General features: G+C 53.1%; 24 protein-coding genes and 1 pseudogene. 14 read left to right on the top strand and 11 right to left on the bottom strand.

The window, feature by feature from the left end; genetic code table 11:
• Positions 1-126: 126 nt before the first annotated feature.
• The 6 genes from gatZ (at position 127) to OGV65_RS00745 (ending at position 5,542) form a co-directional block, all read left to right on the top strand.
• Positions 127-1,398: a tagatose-bisphosphate aldolase subunit GatZ gene (gene gatZ / locus OGV65_RS00770; RefSeq protein WP_181220886.1), complete on the top strand. Its 1,272-nt coding sequence runs from the start codon at positions 127-129 to the stop codon at positions 1,396-1,398.
• Positions 1,399-1,412: 14 nt separating this feature from the next.
• The gene (gene gatA, locus OGV65_RS00765) at positions 1,413-1,877 is read left to right on the top strand and encodes a PTS galactitol transporter subunit IIA (protein ID WP_019077770.1); all 465 of its coding nucleotides are present in this window, start codon (positions 1,413-1,415) and stop codon (positions 1,875-1,877) included.
• A gap of 29 nt (positions 1,878-1,906) precedes the next feature.
• On the top strand, positions 1,907-2,191 hold the full coding sequence (gene gatB / locus OGV65_RS00760) for a PTS galactitol transporter subunit IIB (protein WP_003828616.1): 285 nt from the start codon (positions 1,907-1,909) through the stop codon (positions 2,189-2,191).
• A gap of 4 nt (positions 2,192-2,195) precedes the next feature.
• Positions 2,196-3,569, top strand: coding sequence for a galactitol-specific PTS transporter subunit IIC (locus OGV65_RS00755; RefSeq protein WP_016154648.1), 1,374 nt, complete (start codon positions 2,196-2,198; stop codon positions 3,567-3,569).
• A gap of 44 nt (positions 3,570-3,613) precedes the next feature.
• The gene (gene gatD, locus OGV65_RS00750) at positions 3,614-4,657 is read left to right on the top strand and encodes a galactitol-1-phosphate 5-dehydrogenase (RefSeq protein ID WP_286454497.1); all 1,044 of its coding nucleotides are present in this window, start codon (positions 3,614-3,616) and stop codon (positions 4,655-4,657) included.
• A 111-nt stretch (positions 4,658-4,768) separates the two neighbouring features.
• Positions 4,769-5,542, top strand: a complete 774-nt coding sequence (locus OGV65_RS00745) for a DeoR/GlpR family DNA-binding transcription regulator (protein WP_003828620.1) — start codon at positions 4,769-4,771, stop codon at positions 5,540-5,542.
• Here the strand turns inward: OGV65_RS00745 and OGV65_RS00740 are convergent.
• Entirely contained in the window at positions 5,539-6,540 is a 1,002-nt protein-coding gene (locus OGV65_RS00740) for a Fic family protein (protein ID WP_235117406.1), read from the bottom strand. The two genes, OGV65_RS00745 and OGV65_RS00740, sit on opposite strands and share 4 nt — an antisense overlap.
• Positions 6,541-6,542: 2 nt before the next feature.
• Positions 6,543-7,406 carry a 16S rRNA (cytidine(1402)-2'-O)-methyltransferase gene (gene rsmI, locus OGV65_RS00735; RefSeq protein WP_016154652.1) on the bottom strand — a complete coding sequence of 288 codons (864 nt, stop codon included), beginning with the start codon at positions 7,404-7,406 and terminating at the stop codon, positions 6,543-6,545.
• Between the two features lie 63 nt (positions 7,407-7,469).
• On the opposite strand from rsmI, the gene OGV65_RS00730 reads away from it, so the two are divergent.
• Genes OGV65_RS00730 through dolP form a run of 4 tightly spaced genes read left to right on the top strand, consistent with a single transcriptional unit; the run spans position 7,470 to position 11,084 of the window.
• Positions 7,470-9,521: a penicillin-binding protein activator gene (locus tag OGV65_RS00730; RefSeq protein ID WP_286454496.1), complete on the top strand. Its 2,052-nt coding sequence runs from the start codon at positions 7,470-7,472 to the stop codon at positions 9,519-9,521.
• Complete coding sequence (locus OGV65_RS00725) at positions 9,479-9,874, top strand: YraN family protein (RefSeq protein WP_216404065.1); 396 nt, start codon at positions 9,479-9,481, stop codon at positions 9,872-9,874. The genes OGV65_RS00730 and OGV65_RS00725 overlap by 43 nt, the downstream gene beginning before the upstream one ends.
• A 34-nt stretch (positions 9,875-9,908) precedes the next feature.
• Positions 9,909-10,499, top strand: a complete 591-nt coding sequence (gene diaA / locus OGV65_RS00720) for a DnaA initiator-associating protein DiaA (RefSeq protein ID WP_003024948.1) — start codon at positions 9,909-9,911, stop codon at positions 10,497-10,499.
• A gap of 9 nt (positions 10,500-10,508) precedes the next feature.
• Complete coding sequence (dolP, locus tag OGV65_RS00715; protein WP_003024954.1) at positions 10,509-11,084, top strand: division/outer membrane stress-associated lipid-binding lipoprotein; 576 nt, start codon at positions 10,509-10,511, stop codon at positions 11,082-11,084.
• A 49-nt stretch (positions 11,085-11,133) separates the two neighbouring features.
• On the opposite strand, the gene OGV65_RS00710 is transcribed toward dolP, so the two are convergent.
• Positions 11,134-11,769, bottom strand: coding sequence for an NAD(P)H-binding protein (locus OGV65_RS00710; RefSeq protein WP_016154656.1), 636 nt, complete (start codon positions 11,767-11,769; stop codon positions 11,134-11,136).
• Between the two features lie 37 nt (positions 11,770-11,806).
• On the bottom strand, positions 11,807-12,235 hold the full coding sequence (locus OGV65_RS00705; protein ID WP_016154657.1) for a YhbP family protein: 429 nt from the start codon (positions 12,233-12,235) through the stop codon (positions 11,807-11,809).
• Between the two features lie 43 nt (positions 12,236-12,278).
• Between OGV65_RS00705 and OGV65_RS00700 the strand changes: the two are divergent.
• Positions 12,279-12,588, top strand: a pseudogene (locus OGV65_RS00700) (GIY-YIG nuclease family protein).
• Here OGV65_RS00700 and OGV65_RS00695 read toward each other — a convergent pair.
• Together OGV65_RS00695 and ubiT are read right to left on the bottom strand one after the other, a co-directional pair.
• Positions 12,575-13,078 (bottom strand): GNAT family N-acetyltransferase, encoded by a 504-nt coding sequence (locus OGV65_RS00695; RefSeq protein ID WP_016157563.1) that lies wholly within the window; start codon positions 13,076-13,078, stop codon positions 12,575-12,577. The pseudogene OGV65_RS00700 and the gene OGV65_RS00695 sit on opposite strands and share 14 nt — an antisense overlap.
• Positions 13,072-13,596, bottom strand: coding sequence for a ubiquinone anaerobic biosynthesis accessory factor UbiT (gene ubiT / locus OGV65_RS00690; protein ID WP_016154660.1), 525 nt, complete (start codon positions 13,594-13,596; stop codon positions 13,072-13,074). Before ubiT ends, OGV65_RS00695 begins: the two co-directional genes overlap by 7 nt.
• Positions 13,597-13,815: 219 nt before the next feature.
• Between ubiT and ubiU the strand changes: the two genes are divergently transcribed.
• The 3 genes from ubiU to OGV65_RS00675 all read left to right on the top strand — a co-directional run bounded on the left by ubiU (position 13,816) and on the right by OGV65_RS00675 (position 16,786).
• Positions 13,816-14,811, top strand: coding sequence for a ubiquinone anaerobic biosynthesis protein UbiU (gene ubiU / locus OGV65_RS00685; protein ID WP_016154661.1), 996 nt, complete (start codon positions 13,816-13,818; stop codon positions 14,809-14,811).
• A gap of 8 nt (positions 14,812-14,819) precedes the next feature.
• Positions 14,820-15,698, top strand: a complete 879-nt coding sequence (locus OGV65_RS00680) for a U32 family peptidase (RefSeq protein ID WP_259688639.1) — start codon at positions 14,820-14,822, stop codon at positions 15,696-15,698.
• An 80-nt stretch (positions 15,699-15,778) separates the two neighbouring features.
• The gene (locus tag OGV65_RS00675) at positions 15,779-16,786 is read left to right on the top strand and encodes a luciferase-like monooxygenase (RefSeq protein ID WP_016154663.1); all 1,008 of its coding nucleotides are present in this window, start codon (positions 15,779-15,781) and stop codon (positions 16,784-16,786) included.
• An 89-nt stretch (positions 16,787-16,875) separates the two neighbouring features.
• Here OGV65_RS00675 and mtr read toward each other — a convergent pair whose 3' ends face one another.
• The 5 genes from mtr to pnp form a co-directional block, all read right to left on the bottom strand.
• Positions 16,876-18,120 (bottom strand): tryptophan permease, encoded by a 1,245-nt coding sequence (mtr, locus tag OGV65_RS00670; protein WP_016154664.1) that lies wholly within the window; start codon positions 18,118-18,120, stop codon positions 16,876-16,878.
• 153 nt (positions 18,121-18,273) lie between these two features.
• A complete protein-coding gene (locus tag OGV65_RS00665; RefSeq protein WP_047413955.1) occupies positions 18,274-20,205 on the bottom strand; it encodes a DEAD/DEAH family ATP-dependent RNA helicase in 1,932 nt (643 codons plus the stop codon).
• Positions 20,198-20,278 (bottom strand): protein YrbN, encoded by an 81-nt coding sequence (gene yrbN / locus OGV65_RS00660; protein WP_010723222.1) that lies wholly within the window; start codon positions 20,276-20,278, stop codon positions 20,198-20,200. The genes OGV65_RS00665 and yrbN overlap by 8 nt, the downstream gene beginning before the upstream one ends.
• A gap of 106 nt (positions 20,279-20,384) precedes the next feature.
• A complete protein-coding gene (gene nlpI / locus OGV65_RS00655) occupies positions 20,385-21,269 on the bottom strand; it encodes a lipoprotein NlpI (RefSeq protein WP_003024982.1) in 885 nt (294 codons plus the stop codon).
• A 109-nt stretch (positions 21,270-21,378) separates the two neighbouring features.
• Complete coding sequence (gene pnp, locus OGV65_RS00650) at positions 21,379-23,511, bottom strand: polyribonucleotide nucleotidyltransferase (protein WP_008785911.1); 2,133 nt, start codon at positions 23,509-23,511, stop codon at positions 21,379-21,381.
• Positions 23,512-23,551: the final 40 nt, after the last annotated feature.

Below are 23,551 nucleotides of genomic sequence, written 5' to 3'. Positions count from 1 at the left end.
GATTAATATGAATTGTATGAATTCTGGCAAAGGTCTGTTTTAAAGCTGGATCACGAAAGCTGCTTTTACCCTTTGCCTTCAATCCAAAAATATTATGAAGATAAACAAAAGATATCGGAGATAGAAGTGAAAGAAATAATCTCTCGTCATAAAGCAGGTGAACATTTAGGTATTTGTTCTGTTTGTTCAGCACATCCGTTGGTCATTGAATCCGCATTACGCTTTGATCTCAATACGGACAGTAAAGTTCTGATCGAAGCAACGTCTAATCAGGTTAATCAGTTTGGTGGCTATACCGGGATGAAACCCGCCGATTTCCGTGATTTTGTCTATGGCATCGCACAAGAAATTGGCTTCCCTCGAGAAAGACTGATCCTGGGGGGCGATCACCTCGGCCCTAACTGCTGGCAAAATGAAGTAGCGGCAGAAGCGATGGAGAAATCCGTAGCCTTGATTAAAGCTTACGTCGCCGCAGGATTCAGCAAAATCCATCTTGATGCTTCAATGTCCTGCGCTGACGATCCGACACCGCTAGACCCGATGGTTGTTGCTCAGCGAGCAGCCATACTTTGCCAGGCAGCAGAATCAACAGCAACCGAAGAACAGAAACGCCAACTGACTTACGTGATTGGCACAGAAGTTCCCGTACCAGGTGGAGAAGCCACCACCATCGGTAGCGTTCATGTCACACGTGAAGAAGATGCCGCCCGGACACTGGAAACCCATCAGGTTGCCTTCAGTGCATTAGGGCTTGAAGAAGCGTTAACGCGCGTAATCGCCATTGTGGTCCAGCCCGGCGTCGAATTCGATCACACTCAAATTATTCACTATCAGCCACAAGCTGCAAAAGCGCTTTCCGCCTGGGTCAAAGAGACCCCAATGGTCTACGAAGCGCATTCTACCGATTATCAAACCCGCCAGGCATACCGTGCGCTGGTACGCGATCACTATGCGATTTTGAAAGTGGGTCCAGCACTCACCTTCGCTCTGCGTGAAGCTATTTTTGCCCTTGCGCAAATGGAAAATGAACTGGTATCTCCGGAGCAAAGAAGCCGGGTATTGGAAGTGATTGACGAAGTTATGTTGAATGAACCGGGCTACTGGAAAAAATACTATCGCCCAACCTGGAGTCAGGCGATGGTTGATATTCACTTCAGTCTCTCCGACCGTATTCGTTACTACTGGCCGCATCCCCGCATTCGTCAAAGCGTAGAGAAATTAATAACCAATCTTAATGACGTCGCTTTACCACTGGGGCTAATTAGCCAATTTATGCCCGTGCAATTTGAGCGTCTGTCTGAAGGAACGTTAACCGCGACGCCACACAATCTGATTATCGACAAAATTCAGGACGTTCTGCGCGCCTATCGCTTTGGTTGCGCACCAGCACTTGCCTGAAATCAGGAGAATATATGAGCCAACTTTTTGTCCGAACAGGAATTAACTTTAGCTCGTGTCAGCATGCGCTGACACATATTGGGGAGGAGATGCTGGCCAAAGGGGTCGTGCACGAAAGCTACCCGCAGGCCCTGATTGAGCGTGAAGCAACCTTTCCAACTGGAATAGCGCTGGAACGTCATGCCGTTGCGATTCCACATTGTGAAGCTGTTCATGCTAAATCTCCTGCTATCTATCTGATTCGCCCGGATACACCGGTCAACTTTCAACAAGCGGATGATGATGAAGAGATCGCCGTCTCTTTAATTATCGCCTTAATCGTTGAGAACCCGACGGCACAACTGAAGCTCCTGCGTCGTCTGTTTAGTGAGCTACAAAACCCGAACACTATTGAAGCATTACTGAATGCGCCCGATGCAGAACTGGCAATGCTCTTTCGGGAAAAAATCCTTGAGTCTGAGCTCTGTGCCCAGATTTGATAAAAAACTGATAATAAAAGGAATACCCTATGAAACGTAAAGTAATTGTGGCCTGTGGCGGTGCTGTAGCAACTTCAACAATGGCTGCGGAAGAAATTAAAGAACTCTGTGAAGCCAACAATATACAACTCGACCTGGTTCAGTGTCGTGTAACAGAAATCGAAACCTATATGGACGGCGCAGACCTCATTTGTACCACGGCTCGCGTTGACCGTACATTTGGCGATATCCCGGTGGTTCACGGCATGCCTTTTGTCTCAGGCGTGGGTATCGAAGCATTGCAGCAAAAAATCCTGACCATCCTCGTGGGGTAACGCCATGTTTAGCGAAATAATGCGTTATATCCTCGATTTAGGTCCAACGGTTATGCTGCCGTTAGTGATCATCATCTTCTCAAAATTGCTGGGAATGAAGCTCGGGGATTGTTTTAAATCTGGTCTGCATATCGGGATTGGGTTTGTCGGCATCGGTCTGGTAATCGGCCTGATGCTGGACTCTATTGGACCTGCCGCAAAAGCAATGGCAGAACAGTTTCAAATCAACCTGCACGTCATCGATGTCGGCTGGCCTGGTTCATCACCGATGACCTGGGCTTCGCAAATTGCGTTAATTGCGATTCCTGTCGCCATTGGGGTGAATATCCTGATGCTGGTTACCCGCATGACCCGTGTGGTGAATGTCGACATCTGGAATATCTGGCATATGACGTTTACCGGCGCCATGTTGCATCTGGCGACCGGTTCATACTGGTTGGGCATCCTCGGTGTGGTTGTTCATGCCGCCTTCGTTTACAAACTGGGCGACTGGTTTGCCAAAGACACGCGCGACTTTTTTGGCCTGGAAGGCATCGCCATTCCACATGGTTCCTCGGCATATCTGGGCCCGATAGCGGTCTTGGTTGATACGATCATTGAAAAAATCCCAGGTCTGAACCGCATTCATTTCAGTGCGGATGATGTACAAAAACGCTTCGGCCCCTTCGGCGAGCCCGTCACCGTCGGTTTTGTGATGGGGTTAGTGATCGGCATGCTGGCAGGGTATGACGTTAAAGCAGTGCTCCAACTGGCGGTGAAAACAGCTGCCGTTATGTTGCTCATGCCGCGCGTCATTAAACCGATTATGGATGGGCTCACTCCCATTGCAAAGCATGCTCGCAAGCGCCTGCAGGCAAAATTTGGTGGCCAGGAGTTCTTGATTGGCCTGGATCCTGCGCTACTGCTCGGCCATACGTCAGTGGTTTCCGCCAGTCTTATCTTTATCCCGCTGACCATTCTGATTGCCGTTCTGGTACCAGGAAACCAGGTTCTGCCATTCGGCGATCTCGCGACCATTGGTTTCTTTGTCGCCATGGCGGTAGCCGTTCATCAGGGAAACCTTTTCCGCACGCTGATCTCCGGCGTCATCATCATGGGTATCACCCTGTGGATAGCCACGCAAACCATTGGTTTACATACCCAGCTAGCCGCCAATGCGGGCGCATTGAAAGCTGGTGGCATGGTGGCTTCAATGGACCAGGGCGGTTCCCCAATCACCTGGTTGCTAATCCAGCTCTTCACCTGGCAGAACGTGGTGGGTTTCATCATTATCGGTGCTATTTACCTGTTGGGTGTACTGCTGACCTGGCGTCGGGCGCGTAATTTCGTGGCGGCTGAAAAAGCGGCAGCCATAACAGAAAGCCAGACCGCATCTTAATTTCTGGGGAGCATTTGCTCCCCTTCACTTTTCTGGAGACACTTATGAAATCAGTGGTTATTCACGCTGAGGGCGACGTACGCGTTGAAGAACGTCCCATACCACAACTACAAACTGATGAAGATGTACTGGTCAAGGTGGTCAGTTCAGGGCTTTGCGGCTCAGATATTCCCCGAGTCTTCAATCATGGCGCTCACTATTATCCAATCACACTTGGGCATGAGTTCAGTGGCTATGTTGAGTCTTACGGCGCGGGCGTAACCGATCTACAACCCGGAGATGCCGTTGCCTGCGTACCGCTGCTCCCCTGCTTCCACTGTCCTCAGTGCGAGCGTGGATATTTCTCATTGTGTAAGCAATATCAGTTTGTCGGATCGCGCAGCGAAGGCGGCAATGCAGAATATGTGGTGGTAAAACGCGCCAACCTGTTCCGCCTGCCTTCAGAAATGCCGATTGATGATGGCGCATTCATTGAGCCCATTACCGTTGGCCTGCATGCTTTTCACCTCGCTCAGGGATGCGAAGGCAAAAACGTGATCATCGTTGGTGCAGGTACTATCGGTTTACTGGCAATGCAATGTGCTCGCGAACTCGGCGCAAAAAGCATCACGGCGATTGATATCAACCCGCAGAAGCTGGCGTTAGCAAAAGAACTGGGGGCAACCTATGTGTTTAACAGTCGGGAGATGAGTGCGACCGAGATCTACTCCAGTCTGGAGAACATTCAATTTGACCAACTCATCCTGGAGACTGCGGGAACCCCACAAACTGTTACTCTGTCGATCGAAATTGCCGGACCTCGCGCTCAACTGGCATTAGTCGGTACGCTGCATCACGATCTGGCGCTAGCTTCACGTATTTTTGGGCAAATATTGCGTAAAGAGTTAACCATCCTTGGCAGTTGGATGAACTATTCCAGCCCATGGCCTGGAGAAGAGTGGGAAACCGCTGCCCGTTTACTCACGGAGAAACGCTTACAGCTTGAGCCGTTAATTGCCCACAGTGGTGATGCCGACAGCTTTGCCAGCGCAGTCAAGTCACTCAATGGCGCGCCGATGCAGGGGAAAATTCTGCTCAAACTCTCCTGACCCAACGAGCCAGCAACCTGCGCTGGCTCACATTTACTTTCGAAATTTAGCGTTCACCTTTCGCAATCCTTCGATTAAACTAGTGGCAGTCAAATTATCAGGCAAATCAATATGAACTCATTTGAGAGAAGGAATAAAATTGTCGACCTGATTAATACGCAAGGTAGCGTACTGGTAATGGATCTTTCGAATACCTTTGGTATTTCTGAAGTAACCATTCGCGCCGACCTGCGGTTATTAGAAGAGAAGGGTCTGGTCACCCGTTTTCATGGCGGTGCGGCAAAACCAGGAAGCCATCTGGCTGAAGGTGACAATCAGGAAGTATTATTAGAAGACCGGTATCAGCTTGCCAGCGATCCCAAAAAGCGGATCGCTCAGGCTGCAACGGCAATGGTCGAGGAAGGAATGACCGTGATTCTGGATAGCGGAAGCACGACCTTACTGATCGCTGAGGCGCTAAACCGAAAAAGTAATATCACAGTTATTACCAATAGCCTGCCCGCTGCGTTTACGTTATCGGAAAACAAAGACATTACGCTGGTCGTCTGCGGCGGCACGGTGCGTCACAAAACTCATTCAATGCATGGCACTATCGCTGAACGTTCCCTTCAAGGGATAAGCGCAGACCTGATGTTCGTTGGCGCCGACGGGATTGATGCCACTAATGGTATAACGACATTCAACGAAGGCTATTCGATTAGTAGCGTGATGGCTGCTGCGGCACATAAGGTTATTGCCGTACTGGATGCAACAAAATTTAACCGACGAGGTTTTAATCAGGTACTTCCAATGGAGAAGATTAACTGCGTAATAACCGACGACAGTATCAGCAAACAGGATAAATCAGCGCTGGCCAAAACAGGGGTTGAACTGCTGGTCGTTTAAATTACCCTCCATAGCCCCCCTTTCGTCGCGCCAACGCGTTGCAGTTTACCTTTTAGCTGCAACGCTTTCAGATAGCGTTCTACAGTTCGGGCTGAGATTTCACACTCATCAGCGATACTTTTGGCGGATCTGCCTGGCTGATTCGACAAGATTTGTAGTATGCGTTTTTCAATATCCAGTAAATCAGGCGACATTTCTTCCGACATTTCTTCCGACATTTCTTCCGACAGGGCTGATGATTTCCCCAATCCCTCTTGCAAAGCAGAGATGATGTTTTCAAGGATAAATTCTATAAATGGCGTGCAGCTACTTTGCCGATCGCACTGCCCTAACACCTGGTAGTAGCGATCCTGTTGGTAATGGATCAGTGTCTCTACTGGTAACCACGCCAATTCCGATCGCCACTCACGGAGGATTAATGTCTGCCACAACCGGCCCATCCGTCCATTGCCGTCGGCAAAAGGATGAATGAATTCAAATTCATAATGGAAAATAGCACCAGCAATCAGTGGGTGGAGCTCTGTCGTTTTTAACCAGCCCAGTAGGTCATTCATCAATCGAAGAACTTGTGACGCCGGTGGGGCCATATGGATAAGCTGTTTCTCCCTGTAAACACCGACATTGCCGGATCGCAATTGACCCGGGTTATCGACAAGCCCCATCATCAGGATTTGATGTGCCTGTAAAAGATCGGAGAGTCTTTCACTTTTCCACTCTGACATTTTTTCATAGGCCAGAATCGCATTTCTGACTTCCTGTATATCTTTAGCCGGAGCCAGAATACGTTTCCCCTCCATCAGAGCGGTGACTTGTTCCGTAGTCAACGAATTATGCTCAATCGCTAAAGAGGCCTGAATAGTGCGAATACGATTCTCTTTGCGCAAAAGAGGAGATGCCCTACCAGCCATCGCCGCCCAATTTCCCATCAACTCCCCAATTTCAATGACTTGATTGAGGATCAATGGAGTGATGACGAAAGGTGGTTGGTAGATGCTCACCGTTACTCCCCCTGCTGTTCCAGCGCGTACTTATACAGCGCATTCTTCTTCACGCCGTGGATCTCAGCGGCCAGTGCGGCGGCCTTTTTCAGCGGCAGCTCTGCCTGCAATAAGGCCAACGTACGCAGCGCATCAGCCGGAAGGTCGTCTTCTTGCGCTTTGTGTCCTTCGACAATCAGCACCATTTCGCCTTTTCGACGGTTTTCATCTTCCTTGACCCACGCCAGCAGTTCGCCGACCGGCGCACCGTGAATGGTTTCCCAGGTTTTGGTCAACTCACGCGCCAACACCACGTAGCGGGATTCGCCCCAGACGGCAACCATGTCTTCCAGGCTATCCAGCAAACGGTGGGTGGATTCATAAAAAATAAGCGTACGCGGTTCAGCCTCAATGGCTTTCATCGCATCACGACGCCCTTTCGATTTGGCAGGCAGAAAACCTTCATAGCAAAAGCGGTCTGAAGGCAGACCTGCAGCACTCAGGGCAGCAATCGCCGCGCAAGGGCCTGGCAGGGGAACAACGCGGATCCCTGCTTCGCGACAGGTCCGTACCAGATGGTAGCCAGGATCGTTAATCAGCGGCGTTCCGGCATCGGAAACCAGCGCAATGTTTTGCCCTTCTTTAAGTTTCGCCACCAGCGTTTCGGCCTTTTGCTGCTCGTTGTGATCATGTAAAGCGAACAAACGCGCGTTAATCGCGAAGTGTTGTAACAAGAGTCCTGTATGACGAGTGTCTTCAGCGGCAATCAAATCAACGGCTTGTAAAACTTCGAGCGCTCGTTGGGTAATATCAGCCAAATTTCCTATAGGAGTAGGTACAATAAAGAGTTGGCCTTGAGAATTATCCGCCGATTCGTGTTGTTTCATTGTGTCGTCCGTATTGCCGATTTAATATTGAGCATTGAGTAAAAAAATATCACTGGATACAGTATGGTACCCTCAACATTTTCTCGTTTGAAAGCCGCACGCGCGCTACCAGTCATTCTGGCTGCACTGATTTTTGCAGGCTGTGGCACCCAGGCGCCAGACCAGAGTGCAGCCCATATGCAGGGCACTGCGCAGGCTGATTCCGGCTTTTATCTGCAACAAATGCAGCAAAGCTCAGATGATAGCAAGACCAATTGGCAATTACTCGCCATTCGTGCACTGCTGAAAGAAGGCAAGAGCCAACAGGCTATCGAGTTGTTCAACCAGCTACCACAGAAGCTAAGCGATACCCAGCGTCGTGAGCAGTCACTGCTGGCCGTCGAAATTAAGCTCGCGCAGAAAGATGTCGCTGGCGCACAGGCCCTGCTGGATAAGCTAACCCCAGCCGATTTTGATCAAAACCAGCAGGCGAGATACTGGCAGGCGCAAATCGACGTCAACCAGGGTCGTCCATCGCTGACGCTACTGCGCGCCCTGATCGCCCAGGAACCGCTGCTGGCCGCGAACGCTAAGCAGAAAAACATGGATGCCACCTGGCAAGCGCTGTCATCCATGACCCAGGAGCAAGCGCAGACGCTGGTCATCAATGCGGATGAAAACGTGCTGCAAGGCTGGTTAGATCTCCAGCGCGTCTGGTTCGATAACCGTAACGATCCAGACATGATGAAAGCCGGTATTGCTGACTGGCAGAAACGTTATCCACAAAACCCGGGGGCAAAACTATTGCCAACGCAGTTGGTTAACGTGCAGAGCTTTAAACCCGCTTCCACCAGCAAAATTGCTCTGCTGCTGCCGCTGAACGGTCAGGCCGCTGTATTTGGCCGTACTATTCAGCAAGGCTTTGAAGCTGCGAAAAATATGGGTACTCAACCCGTAGCGGCCCCTGCTGTTGCCGCGCCTGCTGCGGATACAGCGGCTGCGACGACCACGGAACAGCCGCAAACGACTGACGGTGTTGCCAGCCCGGCTCAGGCGTCAGTAAGCGATCTGACCAACGAGACGCCAGCACAGCCAGAAGCTACAGCCCCACAACCAACAGCGCCTGCGCAGCCAACAACCGCCAGCGCACCAGCGAATCCGTCCGCGGAGCTGAAAATCTACGACACGTCATCACTGCCGCTGAATCAGATCCTGACTCAGGTTCAGCAGGATGGCGCCAGCATCGTGGTTGGCCCACTGTTGAAGAACAATGTTGAAGAGCTGATGAAAAGCAACACGCCATTAAACGTCCTGGCGCTTAATCAGCCGGAGTCGGTGAAAAACCTGCCGAACGTCTGCTACTTCGCTCTGTCGCCAGAAGATGAAGCGCGCGACGCAGCACGCCACATTCGCGATCAAGGAAAACAGACGCCGCTGTTGTTGATCCCGCGGAGTTCGTTAGGCGATCGCGTTGCCAACGCCTTTGCACAGGAGTGGCAAAAACTGGGTGGCGGCGTGGTGCTGCAGCAGAAGTTCGGCTCCACCGCTGAGCTGAAAATGGGCGTCAACGGCGGCTCGGGGATTTCCCTGACGGGCAGCCCGGTGGCCTCTTCTGTACCCGCGCAGCCTGGCGTGACGATTGGCGGTCTGACCATTCCGGCAGCGCCTACCGATGCGCAAATCACCGGCGGCAGCGGTCGTGTTGATGCCGTATATATTCTGGCAACGCCGGAAGAAATTGCATTTATAAAGCCAATGATCGCCATGCGCAACGGTAGCCAGAGCGGTGCCACGCTGTACGCCAGCTCCCGTAGCGCGCAGGGAACTGCCGGCCCGGATTTCCGTCTGGAGATGGAAGGCTTGCAGTACAGCGAAATTCCGATGCTGGCAGGCGCTAACGCCCCTCTCATGCAGCAGGCGCTGGGCGCGGTTCGTAACGACTACTCGCTGGCACGTATGTACGCGATGGGCGTCGATGCCTGGTCGCTTGCCAACCACTTCTCGCAAATGCGTCAGGTGCAGGGTTTCGAAATTAACGGCAACACCGGAGCCTTAACCGCAACGCAGGATTGTGTGATTAACAGGAAGTTATCATGGCTCAAATACCAGCAAGGACAAGTCGTCCCCGCCAGTTAACGAGTAAACAGACCGGTGACGCGTGGGAATCCACCGCGCGTGACTGGCTGCAGAGCAGGGGACTGCATTTTATCGCCGCCAACGTGCATGAGCGTGGCGGCGAAATCGACCTGATAATGCGTGAAGGCAACACCACCGTATTTGTTGAGGTTCGCTATCGGCGCTCAGCCCAGTTTGGCGGTGCAGCGGCGAGTGTGACCCGGAGCAAACAACACAAATTATTACAGACTGCCCGCTTGTGGCTTGCGCGCCACAATGGAAGTTTTGATACTGTGGATTGCCGGTTCGATGTGTTAGCCTTCACCGGAAATGATGTTGAGTGGTTTAAGGACGCGTTCAACGACCGCTCATAGTTGAAGATTCAGAGCCTGGTTCTTAAGGATTAGCGTGTTAGATAGAATTAAAGTCTGCTTTACAGAAAGCATTCAAACTCAGATAGCTGCGGCTGAAGCACTTCCGGATGCGATCTCCCGTGCAGCCATGACGCTGGTTCAGTCCCTGCTCAATGGCAACAAAATTCTCTGTTGTGGTAATGGGACGTCCGCTGCCAACGCACAGCATTTTGCTGCCAGCATGATCAATCGTTTTGAAACAGAGCGCCCAAGTTTACCTGCGATTGCACTAAATACTGATAATGTGGTCTTAACTGCGATTGCCAACGATCGCCTGCACGACGAAGTTTATGCAAAACAAGTCCGTGCGCTGGGACATGCAGGTGATGTTCTGCTAGCAATCTCTACGCGTGGTAATAGCCGCGATATCGTAAAAGCCGTTGAAGCCGCCGTGACACGCGACATGACAATTGTCGCACTGACCGGGTATGACGGAGGGGAGCTGGCCGGGTTACTGGGGCCGCAGGATGTTGAAATCCGTATCCCTTCACACCACAGCGCCCGCGTTCAGGAAATGCATATGTTGACGGTCAACTGCCTTTGCGATCTCATCGATAACACGCTTTTCCCTCACCAGGATGATTAAGGAGTACACATGAAGGCATTTTCGCCGCTTGCTGTGATTATCGCTGCCCTGCTGCTGCAAGGTTGTGTCGCTGCCGCCGTTGTCGGAACTGCTGCTGTCGGCACCAAAGCCGCGACGGATCCTCGCAGTGTAGGCACCCAGGTAGATGACGGAACCCTGGAATTACGCGTCAATACCGCGTTGTCGAAAGATGCCCAGATCAAGAAAGAGGCGCGTATCAACGTGAGCGCGTATCAGGGTAAAGTGCTGCTGGTCGGTCAGTCGCCAAATAGCGAACTGTCTGCGCGGGCAAAACAGATTGCGATGGGTGTAGAAGGTACCACTGAGGTCTTTAATGAGATCCGTCAGGGTCAGCCAATCGGCCTGGGCGATGCGTCTAACGATACCTGGATAACCACTAAAGTACGTTCCCAGTTGCTGACCAGCGATCAGGTGAAATCCTCTAACGTGAAAGTCACCACCGAAAACGGGGAAGTGTTCCTGTTGGGTCTGGTAACTGAACGTGAAGCGAAGGCTGCGGCAGACATCGCCAGCCGGGTAAGCGGCGTGAAACGCGTCACGACGGCTTTTACGTTTATTAAGTAAGACTGCTACAAATGCCGGATGGGGACGCCAGAGCGTCCTCTCCGGCATTTTATTTGGCTCTTTCGCGCAGTTCGGAAGAGGTCAGGATCGAAACGCCCTCATGTCCAGGCGCCAGTGCCTCCGCCAGCATAGCCCTGGCTACATCACGCGCCTCAATCGACTTCCAGTTCCCCGGCAGCAGCCGAAATAACGGCGCTAAAAACCTCTCATTCGCCCGCTGTTTATCCCGCTCTCCGAGTAACATTGAAGGCCGAACAATCGTCAGCCGCGGCCAATTTTGCGCGATCAGCGCCTGCTCCATTTCCCCTTTCACCCGGTTATAAAAAAACGGTGAATTGGCATTGGCACCCATCGAACTGACCACCAGCATATGCTGAGCGCCCAACCGACGCCCCGTCAGGGCCGTGTCCACCACCAGCGTATAGTCAGCATGGATAAACGCTTCTTTGCTACCCGCTTCTCGCCGGGTGGTTCCCAGACAACAAAAGACAATATCTACCGGATCGGTGACCTGCGCCAGCGCATCGGTTAGCTGCGGATCATAGGGATTATAGACGCCAGCCGTATCAGCCAGCGGTCGACGCGTCGGTGCCGTGATGGCATTGACCCGGGGTTCATTGAGCAGCATACGCAGCAAATTTCCGCCTACCAGCCCCGTTGCGCCTGTTATTAACACCTGACTCATCGCTAATCTTCCCCTGACTCTTTAATCACTCTATTAACTATAGATCACGTTGCCAGTGCATTTTTTTACCAAAGCCCAGCGTGTTGTCCGTGAATTTGACTTCATCCAGTCGAATCTCCCATACGGGCGCAGGCAGCATTCTGGCGACCGGGAAACGGCGGTTGTAGGCGTTACGCGCGGCTTCACTCTCCTGCCCTTCAAGACGCCGGATTTCCCCTTTAAACTGTACGCCACGAATCAGGGCGACCGTTTTGGGCTGACCATTTACCGTGCCGGCAATCGCCGCGCGCGGCCCGGACATCTGCGCATGCCGCGTTTTTTCTTCGGTCAGCACATAGAACACCATCTTCTGCGCATCAAACAGGTAAAACGCATTGGCGCACCATAATTCACCGTCATGATGTACACACCAGGTCACGACGTGCTGCTTTGCCAGCCAGCGGGTCACCGCAGTCAGTGTTTCCATTTCTGTTCTCTTTTATACTGTAGGCCTGAAAATTATCACGTCGATGGTGACAATGACACCCTGGTATCTGTACCTGATCCGTACTGCGGACAACGCCTTATACACCGGAATAACCACCGATGTGCAGCGCCGCTATAAGCAGCATCAAAGTGGGAAAGGCGCGAAGGCGCTGCGCGGAAAGGGAGAACTCACGTTGGCATTTGCGGCTCAGGTCGGCGACCGTTCGCTGGCCCTGCGCTTAGAATATCGCGTCAAACAGCTTACAAAGCGGCAGAAAGAGCGCCTTGTTGAAGGCGAAGGGCTTGAGGCACTACTGAGCAGCCTGCAAACCCCCGGCGCTTAAAAACGATTGAAGTAGTCGTGGTATTCCACAAGGCCCGTCACACCCTCCAGCGCATCGTCCGCCAGGCGATGAACCTGGAACGCGCTTTCGGTACCCGGCCAGCGGCAACGCAGGTCATGATGGGCAGCCAGCTCAAAACCAAAGCGGCTGTACAGCGCCGGATCGCCCAGCGTAACCACCGCGGCGTAACCAAACTCGTTCAGGGAATCGAGTCCTTCATAGACCAGCTGACGCGCCAGGCCCTGCCCACGGTAGTTTTCATCCACCGCAAGCGGCGCCATGCCGACCCATTGCAGGTCTTCGCCCTGGACATCGACAGGGCTGAACGCGACGTAACCCACTACCTGACCTTCGTCATCGGTAGCAACCAGACCCAGCGTTATGAAACCGTCTTCACGCAGGTCGTGCACTAATTTCGCTTCCGCATCGCTCTCAAATGAACGACGCAGCAATGCATCAATACCTGGGGCATCAATGGGAATTTCAACTCGAATCAGCATGGCTCACCTACCGAAGTCTGTTTGGTTTCTGGCGACGTTTTCATTCCCGCCTCAACAAAATCCGCCAACTGCATCAGCATGACGCGCAACGCTTTAGGCATCTGATCCAGTTCGATGGCGTCCATCAGATTTTTAACATACAGCCCTAATTCTGTATCACCTTCAATCACCAGGCGACGCTGGAAGAACAGCGTATCCGGATCCTGCTTACGCGCCGCGATCATCAGGAGATCGCTGGCATCCGCGCTAAAACTCACATCCGCCTCTGCATTCTGGCTGACGATAAGTTTATCGTTCTCAACAGAGGTATACCATTTAAGGCCAATGTCACGCACATGAATGCTCAGCCAGCGACCGTCGAGAAACTCCAGCTCCCCATCGGCCAGCGCCTGACTAAACTGCCAGCTCAGGACCTGCTCCAGAACCTGGCGCTTCAGCGCAAAGGGCGTCAGTTTAACCGGTACACTCATCAGAGAAGGACCAAAATGTACTAAGCGTGAACGCAGTTTATCCAACACGAGCTTTACTCCCTGTTTCAATTATCCTGCTATTTTGCCATATCAAATAAACGACATAGCGGCATAAATCAACAATTCGCTACGAAATTGTTACCTCTTATTGGTATCACCAATACGACTTTAACTGCCTCAAATCAAAAATTGTCTCAGCAAGGTTAACTAAAATCCCTCTTCGTTAACATTTCTGCGCCCTTTACGGCGCAACGTTCAGGATAAATTATGGAGCTGCTCTGCCCTGCCGGAAACCTCCCGGCGCTTAAGGCGGCCATCGAGAACGGCGCTGATGCGGTCTACATCGGGCTGAAAGATGATACCAACGCCCGTCATTTCGCCGGCCTTAATTTTACCGAGAAAAAATTGCAGGAAGCGGTGAGTTTTGTCCATCAGCACCGCCGTAAGCTGCACATCGCGATTAACACCTTTGCGCATCCGGATGGTTACGCGCGCTGGCAACGTGCCGTAGATATGGCGGCGCAACTGGGTGCGGATGCGCTGATCCTCGCCGACCTCGCCATGCTTGAGTATGCCGCAGAGCGCTACCCGCATATTGAGCGTCATGTCTCTGTTCAGGCATCCGCAACCAATGAAGAGGCGATTAATTTCTATCATCGCAACTTTGATGTCGCCCGCGTGGTGCTGCCGCGCGTACTGTCTATTCACCAGGTGAAGCAACTCGCTCGCGTCACGCCAGTTCCCCTGGAAGTGTTCGCCTTTGGCAGTCTGTGCATTATGGCGGAAGGCCGCTGCTATCTTTCATCCTATCTGACGGGCGAGTCTCCTAATACGGTTGGCGCCTGCTCTCCTGCCCGTTTTGTTCGCTGGCAGCAGACCCAACAAGGGCTGGAATCCCGTCTTAATGAAGTGCTGATCGACCGCTATCAGGACGGAGAAAACGCCGGTTATCCGACGCTGTGTAAAGGCCGCTATCTGGTTGATGGCGAGCGCTATCATGCGCTGGAAGAACCCACCAGCCTGAATACGCTGGAGCTGCTGCCAGAACTGCTGGCGGCCAATATTGCCTCGGTGAAAATCGAAGGGCGTCAGCGTAGCCCGGCCTACGTCAGCCAGGTGGCGAAAGTGTGGCGCCAGGCGATCGACCGCTGTATGGCCGACCCGCAAAACTACGCCCCACAGGCCGCGTGGATGGAAACGCTCGGTTCAATGTCCGAAGGCACGCAGACCACGCTTGGCGCGTATCACCGTAAATGGCAGTGAGAGAAGCAATGAAATATTCCTTAGGGCCGGTGCTGTGGTACTGGCCGAAAGAAACGCTGGAAGATTTTTATCAGCAGGCCGCCACCAGCCAGGCCGACGTTATCTATCTTGGCGAAGCGGTGTGCAGTAAACGCCGCGCTACCAAAGTAGGCGACTGGATCGATATGGCGAAATCGCTCGCTGGCAGCGGTAAACAGGTGGTGCTGTCAACGCTGGCGCTGGTGCAGGCCTCCTCTGAACTGGGAGAGCTGAAGCGCTATGTCGAAAACGGCGACTTCCTGCTGGAAGCCAGCGATCTCGGCGTGGTAAACATGTGCGCCGAGCGTAAGCTGCCGTTTGTCGCCGGGCATGCGCTCAACTGCTACAACGCGGTAACCCTGCGTTTGCTGCTCAGGCAGGGCATGGTGCGCTGGTGTATGCCGGTAGAACTGTCCCGTGACTGGCTGGTCAATCTGCTTAACCAGTGTGAAGAGCTGGGTATTCGCAATCAGTTTGAAGTAGAGGTACTGAGCTACGGGCATCTGCCGCTGGCGTACTCTGCCCGCTGCTTTACCGCACGCTCTGAAGACCGTCCAAAAGACGAGTGTGAAACCTGCTGCATCAAATACCCGAATGGGCGCGATGTGCTGTCGCAGGAGAATCAGCAGGTCTTTGTCCTCAACGGCATCCAGACTATGAGCGGCTATGTTTACAACCTCGGCAACGAGCTGACATCGATGCAGGGTCTGGTTGATATTGTACGTCTGTCCCCTGCAGGCAGCGACACGTTCGCCATGCTCGATGCCTTCCGCGCCAATGAAAATGGCACTGCCCCATTGCCGCTTGCTGCCCACAGCGACTGCAACGGCTACTGGAAGCGACTGGCAGGTCTTGAACTACAGCCGTGATTAATAGCTCACTTTGTTAACAACATTCGCTAATCTTTAATGCAGTATTAAAAGATTAACCGGTAACAAAGTGAGCCGTTATGACTGACAAAACTATTCCGTTCTCGGTGCTGGATCTGGCGCCGATCCCTGAAGGATCTTCGGCAAAAGAGGCCTTCACACACTCGCTTGATCTCGCTCGACTGGCCGAAAAGCGCGGCTACCACCGCTACTGGCTGGCAGAACATCACAACATGACCGGCATCGCCAGCGCGGCGACCTCTGTGCTGATTGGCTATCTGGCTGCCAATACCACCACGCTGCATCTTGGTTCTGGCGGCGTTATGCTGCCCAACCATTCGCCGCTGGTGATCGCCGAGCAGTTCGGTACCCTGAATACGCTGTATCCGGGGCGAATCGATCTCGGGCTTGGCCGCGCGCCGGGTAGCGACCAACCGACCATGCGCGCGTTGCGCCGCCATATGAGTGGTGATATCGATAACTTCCCGCGCGACGTAGCTGAACTGGTGGACTGGTTCGACGCCCGCGATCCAAATCCTCATGTACGCCCGGTACCCGGCTACGGCGAGCAGATCCCGGTCTGGTTATTAGGCTCCAGCCTGTACAGCGCACAGCTGGCAGCCCAGCTCGGCCTGCCATTTGCCTTCGCCTCGCACTTTGCTCCGGATATGTTGCATCAGGCGCTGCATCTGTATCGCACCCAGTTCAAGCCCTCAGCGCGGCTGGCAAAGCCGTATGCGATGGTGTGCATCAACATCATTGCCGCCGACAGCAACCGCGATGCCGAATTTCTTTTCACCTCAATGCAGCAGGCGTTTGTGAAACTGCGTCGTGGCGAAACCGGCCAGCTACCGCCACCGGTAGAGAATATGCATCAGTTGTGGTCCGCTTCCGAGCAGTACGGCGTACAACAGGCTCTGAGCATGTCGCTGGTTGGTGATAAGGCGAAAGTGCGACACGGTCTCGACGCCATTTTGCGTGAAACCCAGGCCGATGAAATTATGGTTAACGGCCAGATTTTTGATCATCAGGCACGGCTACATTCGTTTGACCTGGCGATGCAGGTGAAAGAAGAGTTGGTGGGGTAATCGTTGTTTTGCCCGGTGGCGCTTCGCTTACCGGGCTTACGAGACCGTATAAGCCGGATAAGGCGCAACCGCCATCCGGCACTAAAAGGTTACTGGTACACAGGCAACAAATTCACGCTCGACAGAATATGGATAACCGCGTTGCCGATGCCGAATACCAGGATCAGCGCAATCATCGGCTTGCCGCCCCAGACACGGAATTTCGGGCTGCCAAAACGCTCGCGGGATTTACGGGCCAGCAGCGCCGGAACAATGGCGGCCCAGATGGTCGCGGCAAGCCCTGCATAGCCAATGGCGTACAGGAAACCGTTCGGCCACAGCAGGCCACCGACAATCGGCGGGACAAACGTCAGCAATGCCGTTTTAAAACGTCCCATTGCCGAGTCATCAAAACCAAACAGATCCGCCAAATAGTCAAACAGACCGAGCGTGACGCCGAGGAATGAACTCGCCACCGCAAAGTTGGAGAACACCACCAGCAGCAGATCCAGACTGCGGCTGTTAAGCACGCCGCTCAGCGCCTGTACCAGCACATCAATGTTACCGCCCTGCTGCGCAATACCGATAAATTCCGGACGCGGGATGTTACCCATCGTCCCCAGCAACCATACGGTATACAGCACCAGCGCCAGCAGCGTGCCGTACACCAGGCACTTAACGATGGTCTTCGGATCTTTGCCGTAGTACTTCATCAGGCTCGGGACGTTGCCGTGATAGCCGAATGAGGCCAAGCAGAACGGTAACGTCATCAGCAGGTACGGCGTATACGAAGCGTTGCTCTGCGCCACGTTAAACAGCGTCGTGGGCGTAACATGCCCCAGCAGACTGCCGAAGGTCAGGAAAAAAGTAATCACCTTCGCGCCCAGCACAATCGCCGTCATGCGGCTAACCGCTTTGGTGCTTAACCACACCACGAACGCCACCAGCAGCGCAAAACCAAGACCCGCCGCACGCGCCGGAACGTTCAGCGACATCTCCGAGAAGGTGTGATGCAGGATCGAACCACTCGCCGAGATATACGCATAGGTAAGGATATAGAGAACGAAAGCAATCGAGATGCCGTTCACAACGTTCCAGCCTTTGCCCAGCAGATCTTTCGTGATGGTGTCAAAGCTGGAACCAATGCGGTAATTGAGGTTAGCTTCCAGGATCATCAGCCCGGAGTGCAGCATGCAAAACCAGGTGAAGATCAGCGCCGCCATTGACCAGAAGAACCACGCCCCGGACATGACCACTGGCAGAGAAAACATCCCTGCGCCAATAATGGTGCCGCCGATGATCACCACGCCGCCAAGCAGCGAAGGTGACGTTTGGGTGGTGGTTAGTGTTGCCATTTAGCCATCTCTCCAGTCATTTATATTGTGACTACATTTCAATGTGCTGCACTGTACCAGTACACGAGTACAAATGAAATAAAAAAAGCCCCGATTGTTGAGATCGGGGCTGTATATTTTACTTTACGGTATTAAACCGTAATTTCGCATGGATTACGCATCACCACCGAAACGACGACGACCAGCGGAATCATCACGACGCGGAGCAGAAGAATCGTCACGACGCGGACCGCGGTTGCCTTCACGACGTTCGCCGCTGAAACGACGACCTTCGCTACGACCGCCTTCACGACGCTCGCCGCTGAAACCACGACCTTCGCCACGACCGCCTTCACGACGCTCACCGCTGAAACGGCCACCGCCACGACGCTCACCACCGGTGTGCGGAACTGCATCGCCAACCAGCTGCATGTTCATCGGCTTGTTCAGGATGCGAGTACGGGTAAAGTGCTGCAGCACGTCGCCCGGCATACCTTTCGGCAGCTCGATGGTAGAGTGGGAAGCAAACAGCTTGATGTTACCGATGTAACGGCTGCTGATATCGCCTTCGTTGGCAATCGCACCAACGATATGACGGACTTCAACACCGTCATCACGGCCCACTTCAATGCGGTACAGCTGCATATCGCCAACGTCACGACGTTCACGACGCGGACGGTCTTCACCACCACGCTCATTACGGTCACCACGCGGGCCACGATCGTTGCGGTCACGCGGACCACGATCGTCACGGTCGCGGAATTCGCGTTTCGGACGCATCGGCGCATCTGGCGGCAGGATCAGCGGACGTTCGCCCTGAGCCATTTTCAGCAGTGCTGCTGCCAGCGTTTCGATATCCAGTTCTTCTTCCGGCTGCATTTTCGCCAGCAGAGCACGGTACTGATCCAGATCGCTGCTTTCCAGCTGCTGCTGTACTTTAGCGGCGAATTTTTCCAGACGGCGTTTGCCCAGCAGGTCTGCGTTCGGCAGTTCTACTTCCGGAATAGTCAGCTTCATGGTGCGTTCGATGTTACGCAGCAGACGACGCTCACGGTTCTCAACGAACAGCAGCGCGCGACCCGCACGGCCCGCACGACCGGTACGGCCGATACGGTGAACGTAAGATTCGGAATCCATCGGGATGTCGTAGTTAACAACCAGGCTGATACGCTCAACGTCCAGGCCACGTGCCGCAACGTCGGTAGCAATCAGAATATCCAGACGGCCATCTTTCAGACGCTCCAGAGTCTGCTCACGCAGGGACTGGTTCATGTCGCCGTTCAGTGCAGCGCTGCTATAACCGCTACGCTCCAGCGCTTCTGCCACTTCCAGGGTCGCATTTTTGGTACGAACGAAGATAATCGCCGCATCAAAGTCTTCTGCTTCCAGGAAACGCACCAGCGCTTCATTTTTACGCATGCCCCAGACGGTCCAGTAGCTCTGGCTGATATCAGGACGGGTAGTTACGCTGGACTGAATGCGTACTTCCTGCGGCTCTTTCATAAAGCGGCGGGTAATACGACGAATCGCTTCCGGCATAGTCGCGGAGAACAGAGCGGTCTGATGACCTTCCGGGATCTGCGCCATGATGGTTTCAACGTCTTCGATGAAGCCCATACGCAGCATTTCATCAGCTTCGTCCAGTACCAGACCGCTCAGTTTGGAGAGGTCCAGAGTACCGCGCTTCAGGTGGTCCAGCAGACGGCCCGGCGTACCGACAACGATCTGTGGTCCCTGACGCAGGGCACGTAATTGCACGTCATAACGTTGGCCGCCGTACAGGGCAACCACGTTCACGCCGCGCATGTGTTTAGAAAAATCCGTCATGGCTTCTGCAACCTGAACCGCCAGTTCGCGGGTCGGTGCCAGCACCAGAATCTGAGGTGCCTTCAGCTCAGGATCAAGATTGTTGAGCAGCGGTAAAGAGAACGCTGCAGTTTTGCCGCTACCCGTCTGGGCCATACCCAGAACATCGCGGCCGCCCAGCAGATGCGGAATGCACTCTGCCTGGATTGGAGATGGTTTTTCGTAACCCAGATCGGTAAGGGCTTCAAGGATAGGAGCCTTCAGGCCCAGATCTGCAAAAGTGGTTTCGAATTCAGCCATGTAGTACGTGTGCCTCAAAATTAATGGCGGCCAGTCTACATAACTCATCATGAAATTGATCTGCAATTTTCATTGAAAAGTGTGAACCGGCTCAAAGTAGGTGTATTAACGAACAACAACGCCCTCACCCGTGAAGGTGATGGCAATCAAAAAAGATTACGGGCTGATGTGTACGTCAGCTATTGCTGGTCCGATTCTGCCAGGTCATCTTGGTCCTGGCCCAGGAGCGATAATTCCAACAATGCGTATCGGTGCTCAACAAAGTTATGAACGTTGTTAGCCACCGCCAGTTTGAACAATGCCGTAGCGTTGTCCAAATCCCCCAGACTTAGGTAGTACTTACCTAAATAGAAGTTGGTTTCACTGAGATGCTCAGCGAGCGAGGTGTTATCCGTTGCGTCCGCCTTTAGGCGTTCCATCAGCGTTGCTTCGCTAATGTTGCCCAGGTAGAACTCGACAATGTTCCATCCCCATTGCTCTTTATCCGATTTCTCAAAGCGTTGCTTTAACGCTTCTTTAGCCTGCTTCTCATCGAGCTTCTGCTCGGCGAGATAAAGCCACAGACTACGGAAAGGATCATTGGGATCGTCTTGATAAAACGCTAGCAGATCATCTTGCGCTAACTTGTCGCGACCGCCGTAATACAATGCGATACCGCGATTTAAGTGCGCGTAGTTGTAAGTTGGATCAAGCTCAAGTACAGAATCAAACGCTTCATAGGCAGCATCAAAATTGCCTGCCTGCGTTAAATATATACCTAAGTAATTGAATACTTCAGGCATATCTGGTCGGATTGCCAGCGCTTGTGAAAAATCATTTCGCGCCAGTGCCCTCAGACCGAGACTATCATACAACACTCCGCGCTCATATAAAAGCTGTGCGCGTTCGTCATCGGTTAAAGCCCGACTGGCAAGAATTTGTTCCATACGTGCCAGAATCACTTCCTGCTGCAAAGTCGGTTGCAATGGTACTGCGAGGACTTCACTCTTACGCCAGGCGGAATTACTGCATCCAGCCAGCGTGAGTGCTGTCGCAACAAAACACCAGCGCAAAAAAGGCTTCATTTCCCACTCCCGAAGACAACGATTGAATGAACGTCCAGGTTCCCCGGTTGCTAACAAGGCGTCCTGCCGGGTTAAAAGCCCTCCGCTTTCACGGAGGGCAATGGCAACCTTACTCGCCCTGGCTTGCCGGAGCTTCCGGTTCGCCTGCAGGCTGAGACTGCTCAGTTGCTTCTTTAATGCTCAGACGTACACGGCCCTGGCGATCTACTTCCAGAACTTTGACCGGTACTTCCTGGCCCATCTGCAGGTAATCGGTCACTTTCTCAACGCGTTTGTCAGCGATCTGAGAGATGTGTACCAGACCTTCTTTACCGCCACCAATGGCAACGAATGCGCCAAAGTCAACGATACGGGTCACTTTACCATTGTAGATACGGCCTACTTCGATCTCTGCGGTGATCTCTTCGATACGACGGATAGCATATTTCGCTTTCTCGCCGTCGGTCGCAGCAATCTTCACAGTACCATCATCTTCAATTTCAATGGTGGTGCCGGTTTCTTCGGTCAGAGCACGGATAACAGAACCGCCTTTACCGATAACATCTTTGATCTTGTCCGGGCTGATCTTGATGGTGTGGATACGCGGAGCGAACTGAGAAATGTCACCACGCGGTGCGTTGATCGCTTGTTCCATCACACCCAGGATGTGCAGACGCGCACCTTTAGCCTGGTTCAGAGCAACCTGCATGATCTCTTTGGTGATACCTTCAATTTTGATATCCATCTGCAGTGCAGAGATACCGTCGCGGGAACCCGCCACTTTGAAGTCCATATCGCCCAGGTGGTCTTCGTCGCCCAGGATGTCAGACAGAACAACAAAGTTGTCGCCTTCTTTCACCAGACCCATCGCGATACCCGCAACGGCAGCTTTGATCGGCACGCCTGCGTCCATCAGCGCCAGAGAAGCACCACATACGGAAGCCATGGAAGAAGAACCGTTAGATTCGGTGATTTCAGAAACCACACGTACGGTGTACGGGAATTTATCCAGTTCCGGCATCACTGCCAGTACGCCACGCTTCGCCAGACGACCGTGACCAATCTCACGACGCTTCGGAGAACCGACCATACCGGTTTCACCTACGCAGTACGGAGGGAAGTTGTAGTGGAACAGGAAGTTGTCAGTACGCTCGCCCATCAGCTCGTCAAGGTTCTGCGCATCACGAGTGGTGCCCAGGGTCGCAGTAACCAGCGCCTGAGTTTCACCACGGGTGAACAGTGCGGAACCGTGGGTACGCGGCAGAACGCCAGTACGCACGTCCAGACCACGGATCATGTCTTTTTCACGACCATCGATGCGCGGCTCGCCTGCCAGTACGCGGCTGCGAACAACATTTTTCTCGATAGCGTGCAGGATTTCACCCAGTTCGTTAGCGTCCAGGGTTTCGTCTTCAGCCACCAGAGTCGCGATGGTTTCAGATTTGATCACGTCAACCTGAGCGTAACGCTCTTGTTTGTCGGTGATACGGTAAGCATCGCTCAGGCGAGCTTCTGCCAGTGCGGCAACGCGTGCGTTCAGCGCTTCGTTGACGGCTTCTGGCTGCCAGTCCCAACGCGGTTTGCCAGCTTCTTTCGCCAGCTCGTTGATAGCCTGAATAACAACCTGCTGCTGTTCGTGGCCGAATACTACAGCGCCCAGCATCTGGTCTTCGCTCAGCAGTTCAGCTTCGGATTCAACCATCAGTACGGCAGCTTCAGTACCAGCAACAACCAGGTCCAGCTTGCTTTCTTTCAGTTCGTCCTGAGTCGGGTTCAGTACGTACTGGTCATTGATGTAACCAACACGTGCAGCACCGATCGGGCCGTTGAACGGGATACCAGACAGAGTCAGCGCAGCAGATGCACCAATCATTGCCACGATATCCGGGTTAACCTGCGGGTTAACGGAAACAACGGTCGCGATAACCTGAACTTCGTTAACGAAGCCTTCCGGGAACAGCGGGCGAACCGGGCGGTCAATCAGACGCGCGATCAGAGTTTCGCCTTCACTCGGACGGCCTTCACGACGGAAGAAACTACCCGGGATACGGCCAGCAGCGTAGGTACGCTCCTGATAGTTAACGGTCAGTGGGAAAAAGTCCTGGCCTGGTTTCGCTTTTTTCTGGCCAACAACGGTAACGAATACCGCAGTGTCATCCATGCTAACCATAACAGCGGCAGTCGCCTGACGCGCCATCATGCCGGTTTCCAGCGTAACGGTATGCTGACCGTACTGGAATTTACGAACGATCGGATTAAGCAAATTAATATCCTTTCTCTATTTTTTGACGGCACATTTTTTT

This window comes from Citrobacter sp. Cb004 (assembly GCF_030337065.1).
Lineage (GTDB): Bacteria > Pseudomonadota > Gammaproteobacteria > Enterobacterales > Enterobacteriaceae > Citrobacter > Citrobacter braakii.
Note: the sequence above shows the minus strand (reverse complement) of the source record. Positions and strands in the feature narration are given on the sequence as shown.

What these genes read in the sequence shown, in the direction of transcription:
- OGV65_RS00730 (WP_286454496.1), top strand. Translation starts at nt 7,470, where the DNA reads ATGGTACCCTCAACATTTTCTCGTTTGAAAGCCGCACGCGCGCTACCA.
- OGV65_RS00705 (WP_016154657.1), bottom strand. Translation starts at nt 12,235, where the DNA reads ATGGAAACACTGACTGCGGTGACCCGCTGGCTGGCAAAGCAGCACGTC.
- gatD (WP_286454497.1), top strand. Translation starts at nt 3,614, where the DNA reads ATGAAATCAGTGGTTATTCACGCTGAGGGCGACGTACGCGTTGAAGAA.
- OGV65_RS00675 (WP_016154663.1), top strand. Translation starts at nt 15,779, where the DNA reads ATGACTGACAAAACTATTCCGTTCTCGGTGCTGGATCTGGCGCCGATC.
- rsmI (WP_016154652.1), bottom strand. Translation starts at nt 7,406, where the DNA reads ATGAAACAACACGAATCGGCGGATAATTCTCAAGGCCAACTCTTTATT.
- dolP (WP_003024954.1), top strand. Translation starts at nt 10,509, where the DNA reads ATGAAGGCATTTTCGCCGCTTGCTGTGATTATCGCTGCCCTGCTGCTG.
- OGV65_RS00725 (WP_216404065.1), top strand. Translation starts at nt 9,479, where the DNA reads ATGGCTCAAATACCAGCAAGGACAAGTCGTCCCCGCCAGTTAACGAGT.
- yrbN (WP_010723222.1), bottom strand. Translation starts at nt 20,278, where the DNA reads ATGAAAATTGCAGATCAATTTCATGATGAGTTATGTAGACTGGCCGCC.
- OGV65_RS00710 (WP_016154656.1), bottom strand. Translation starts at nt 11,769, where the DNA reads ATGAGTCAGGTGTTAATAACAGGCGCAACGGGGCTGGTAGGCGGAAAT.
- OGV65_RS00745 (WP_003828620.1), top strand. Translation starts at nt 4,769, where the DNA reads ATGAACTCATTTGAGAGAAGGAATAAAATTGTCGACCTGATTAATACG.
- mtr (WP_016154664.1), bottom strand. Translation starts at nt 18,120, where the DNA reads ATGGCAACACTAACCACCACCCAAACGTCACCTTCGCTGCTTGGCGGC.
- OGV65_RS00695 (WP_016157563.1), bottom strand. Translation starts at nt 13,078, where the DNA reads ATGCTGATTCGAGTTGAAATTCCCATTGATGCCCCAGGTATTGATGCA.
- ubiU (WP_016154661.1), top strand. Translation starts at nt 13,816, where the DNA reads ATGGAGCTGCTCTGCCCTGCCGGAAACCTCCCGGCGCTTAAGGCGGCC.
- OGV65_RS00665 (WP_047413955.1), bottom strand. Translation starts at nt 20,205, where the DNA reads ATGGCTGAATTCGAAACCACTTTTGCAGATCTGGGCCTGAAGGCTCCT.
- nlpI (WP_003024982.1), bottom strand. Translation starts at nt 21,269, where the DNA reads ATGAAGCCTTTTTTGCGCTGGTGTTTTGTTGCGACAGCACTCACGCTG.
- gatB (WP_003828616.1), top strand. Translation starts at nt 1,907, where the DNA reads ATGAAACGTAAAGTAATTGTGGCCTGTGGCGGTGCTGTAGCAACTTCA.
- OGV65_RS00755 (WP_016154648.1), top strand. Translation starts at nt 2,196, where the DNA reads ATGTTTAGCGAAATAATGCGTTATATCCTCGATTTAGGTCCAACGGTT.
- OGV65_RS00680 (WP_259688639.1), top strand. Translation starts at nt 14,820, where the DNA reads ATGAAATATTCCTTAGGGCCGGTGCTGTGGTACTGGCCGAAAGAAACG.
- gatA (WP_019077770.1), top strand. Translation starts at nt 1,413, where the DNA reads ATGAGCCAACTTTTTGTCCGAACAGGAATTAACTTTAGCTCGTGTCAG.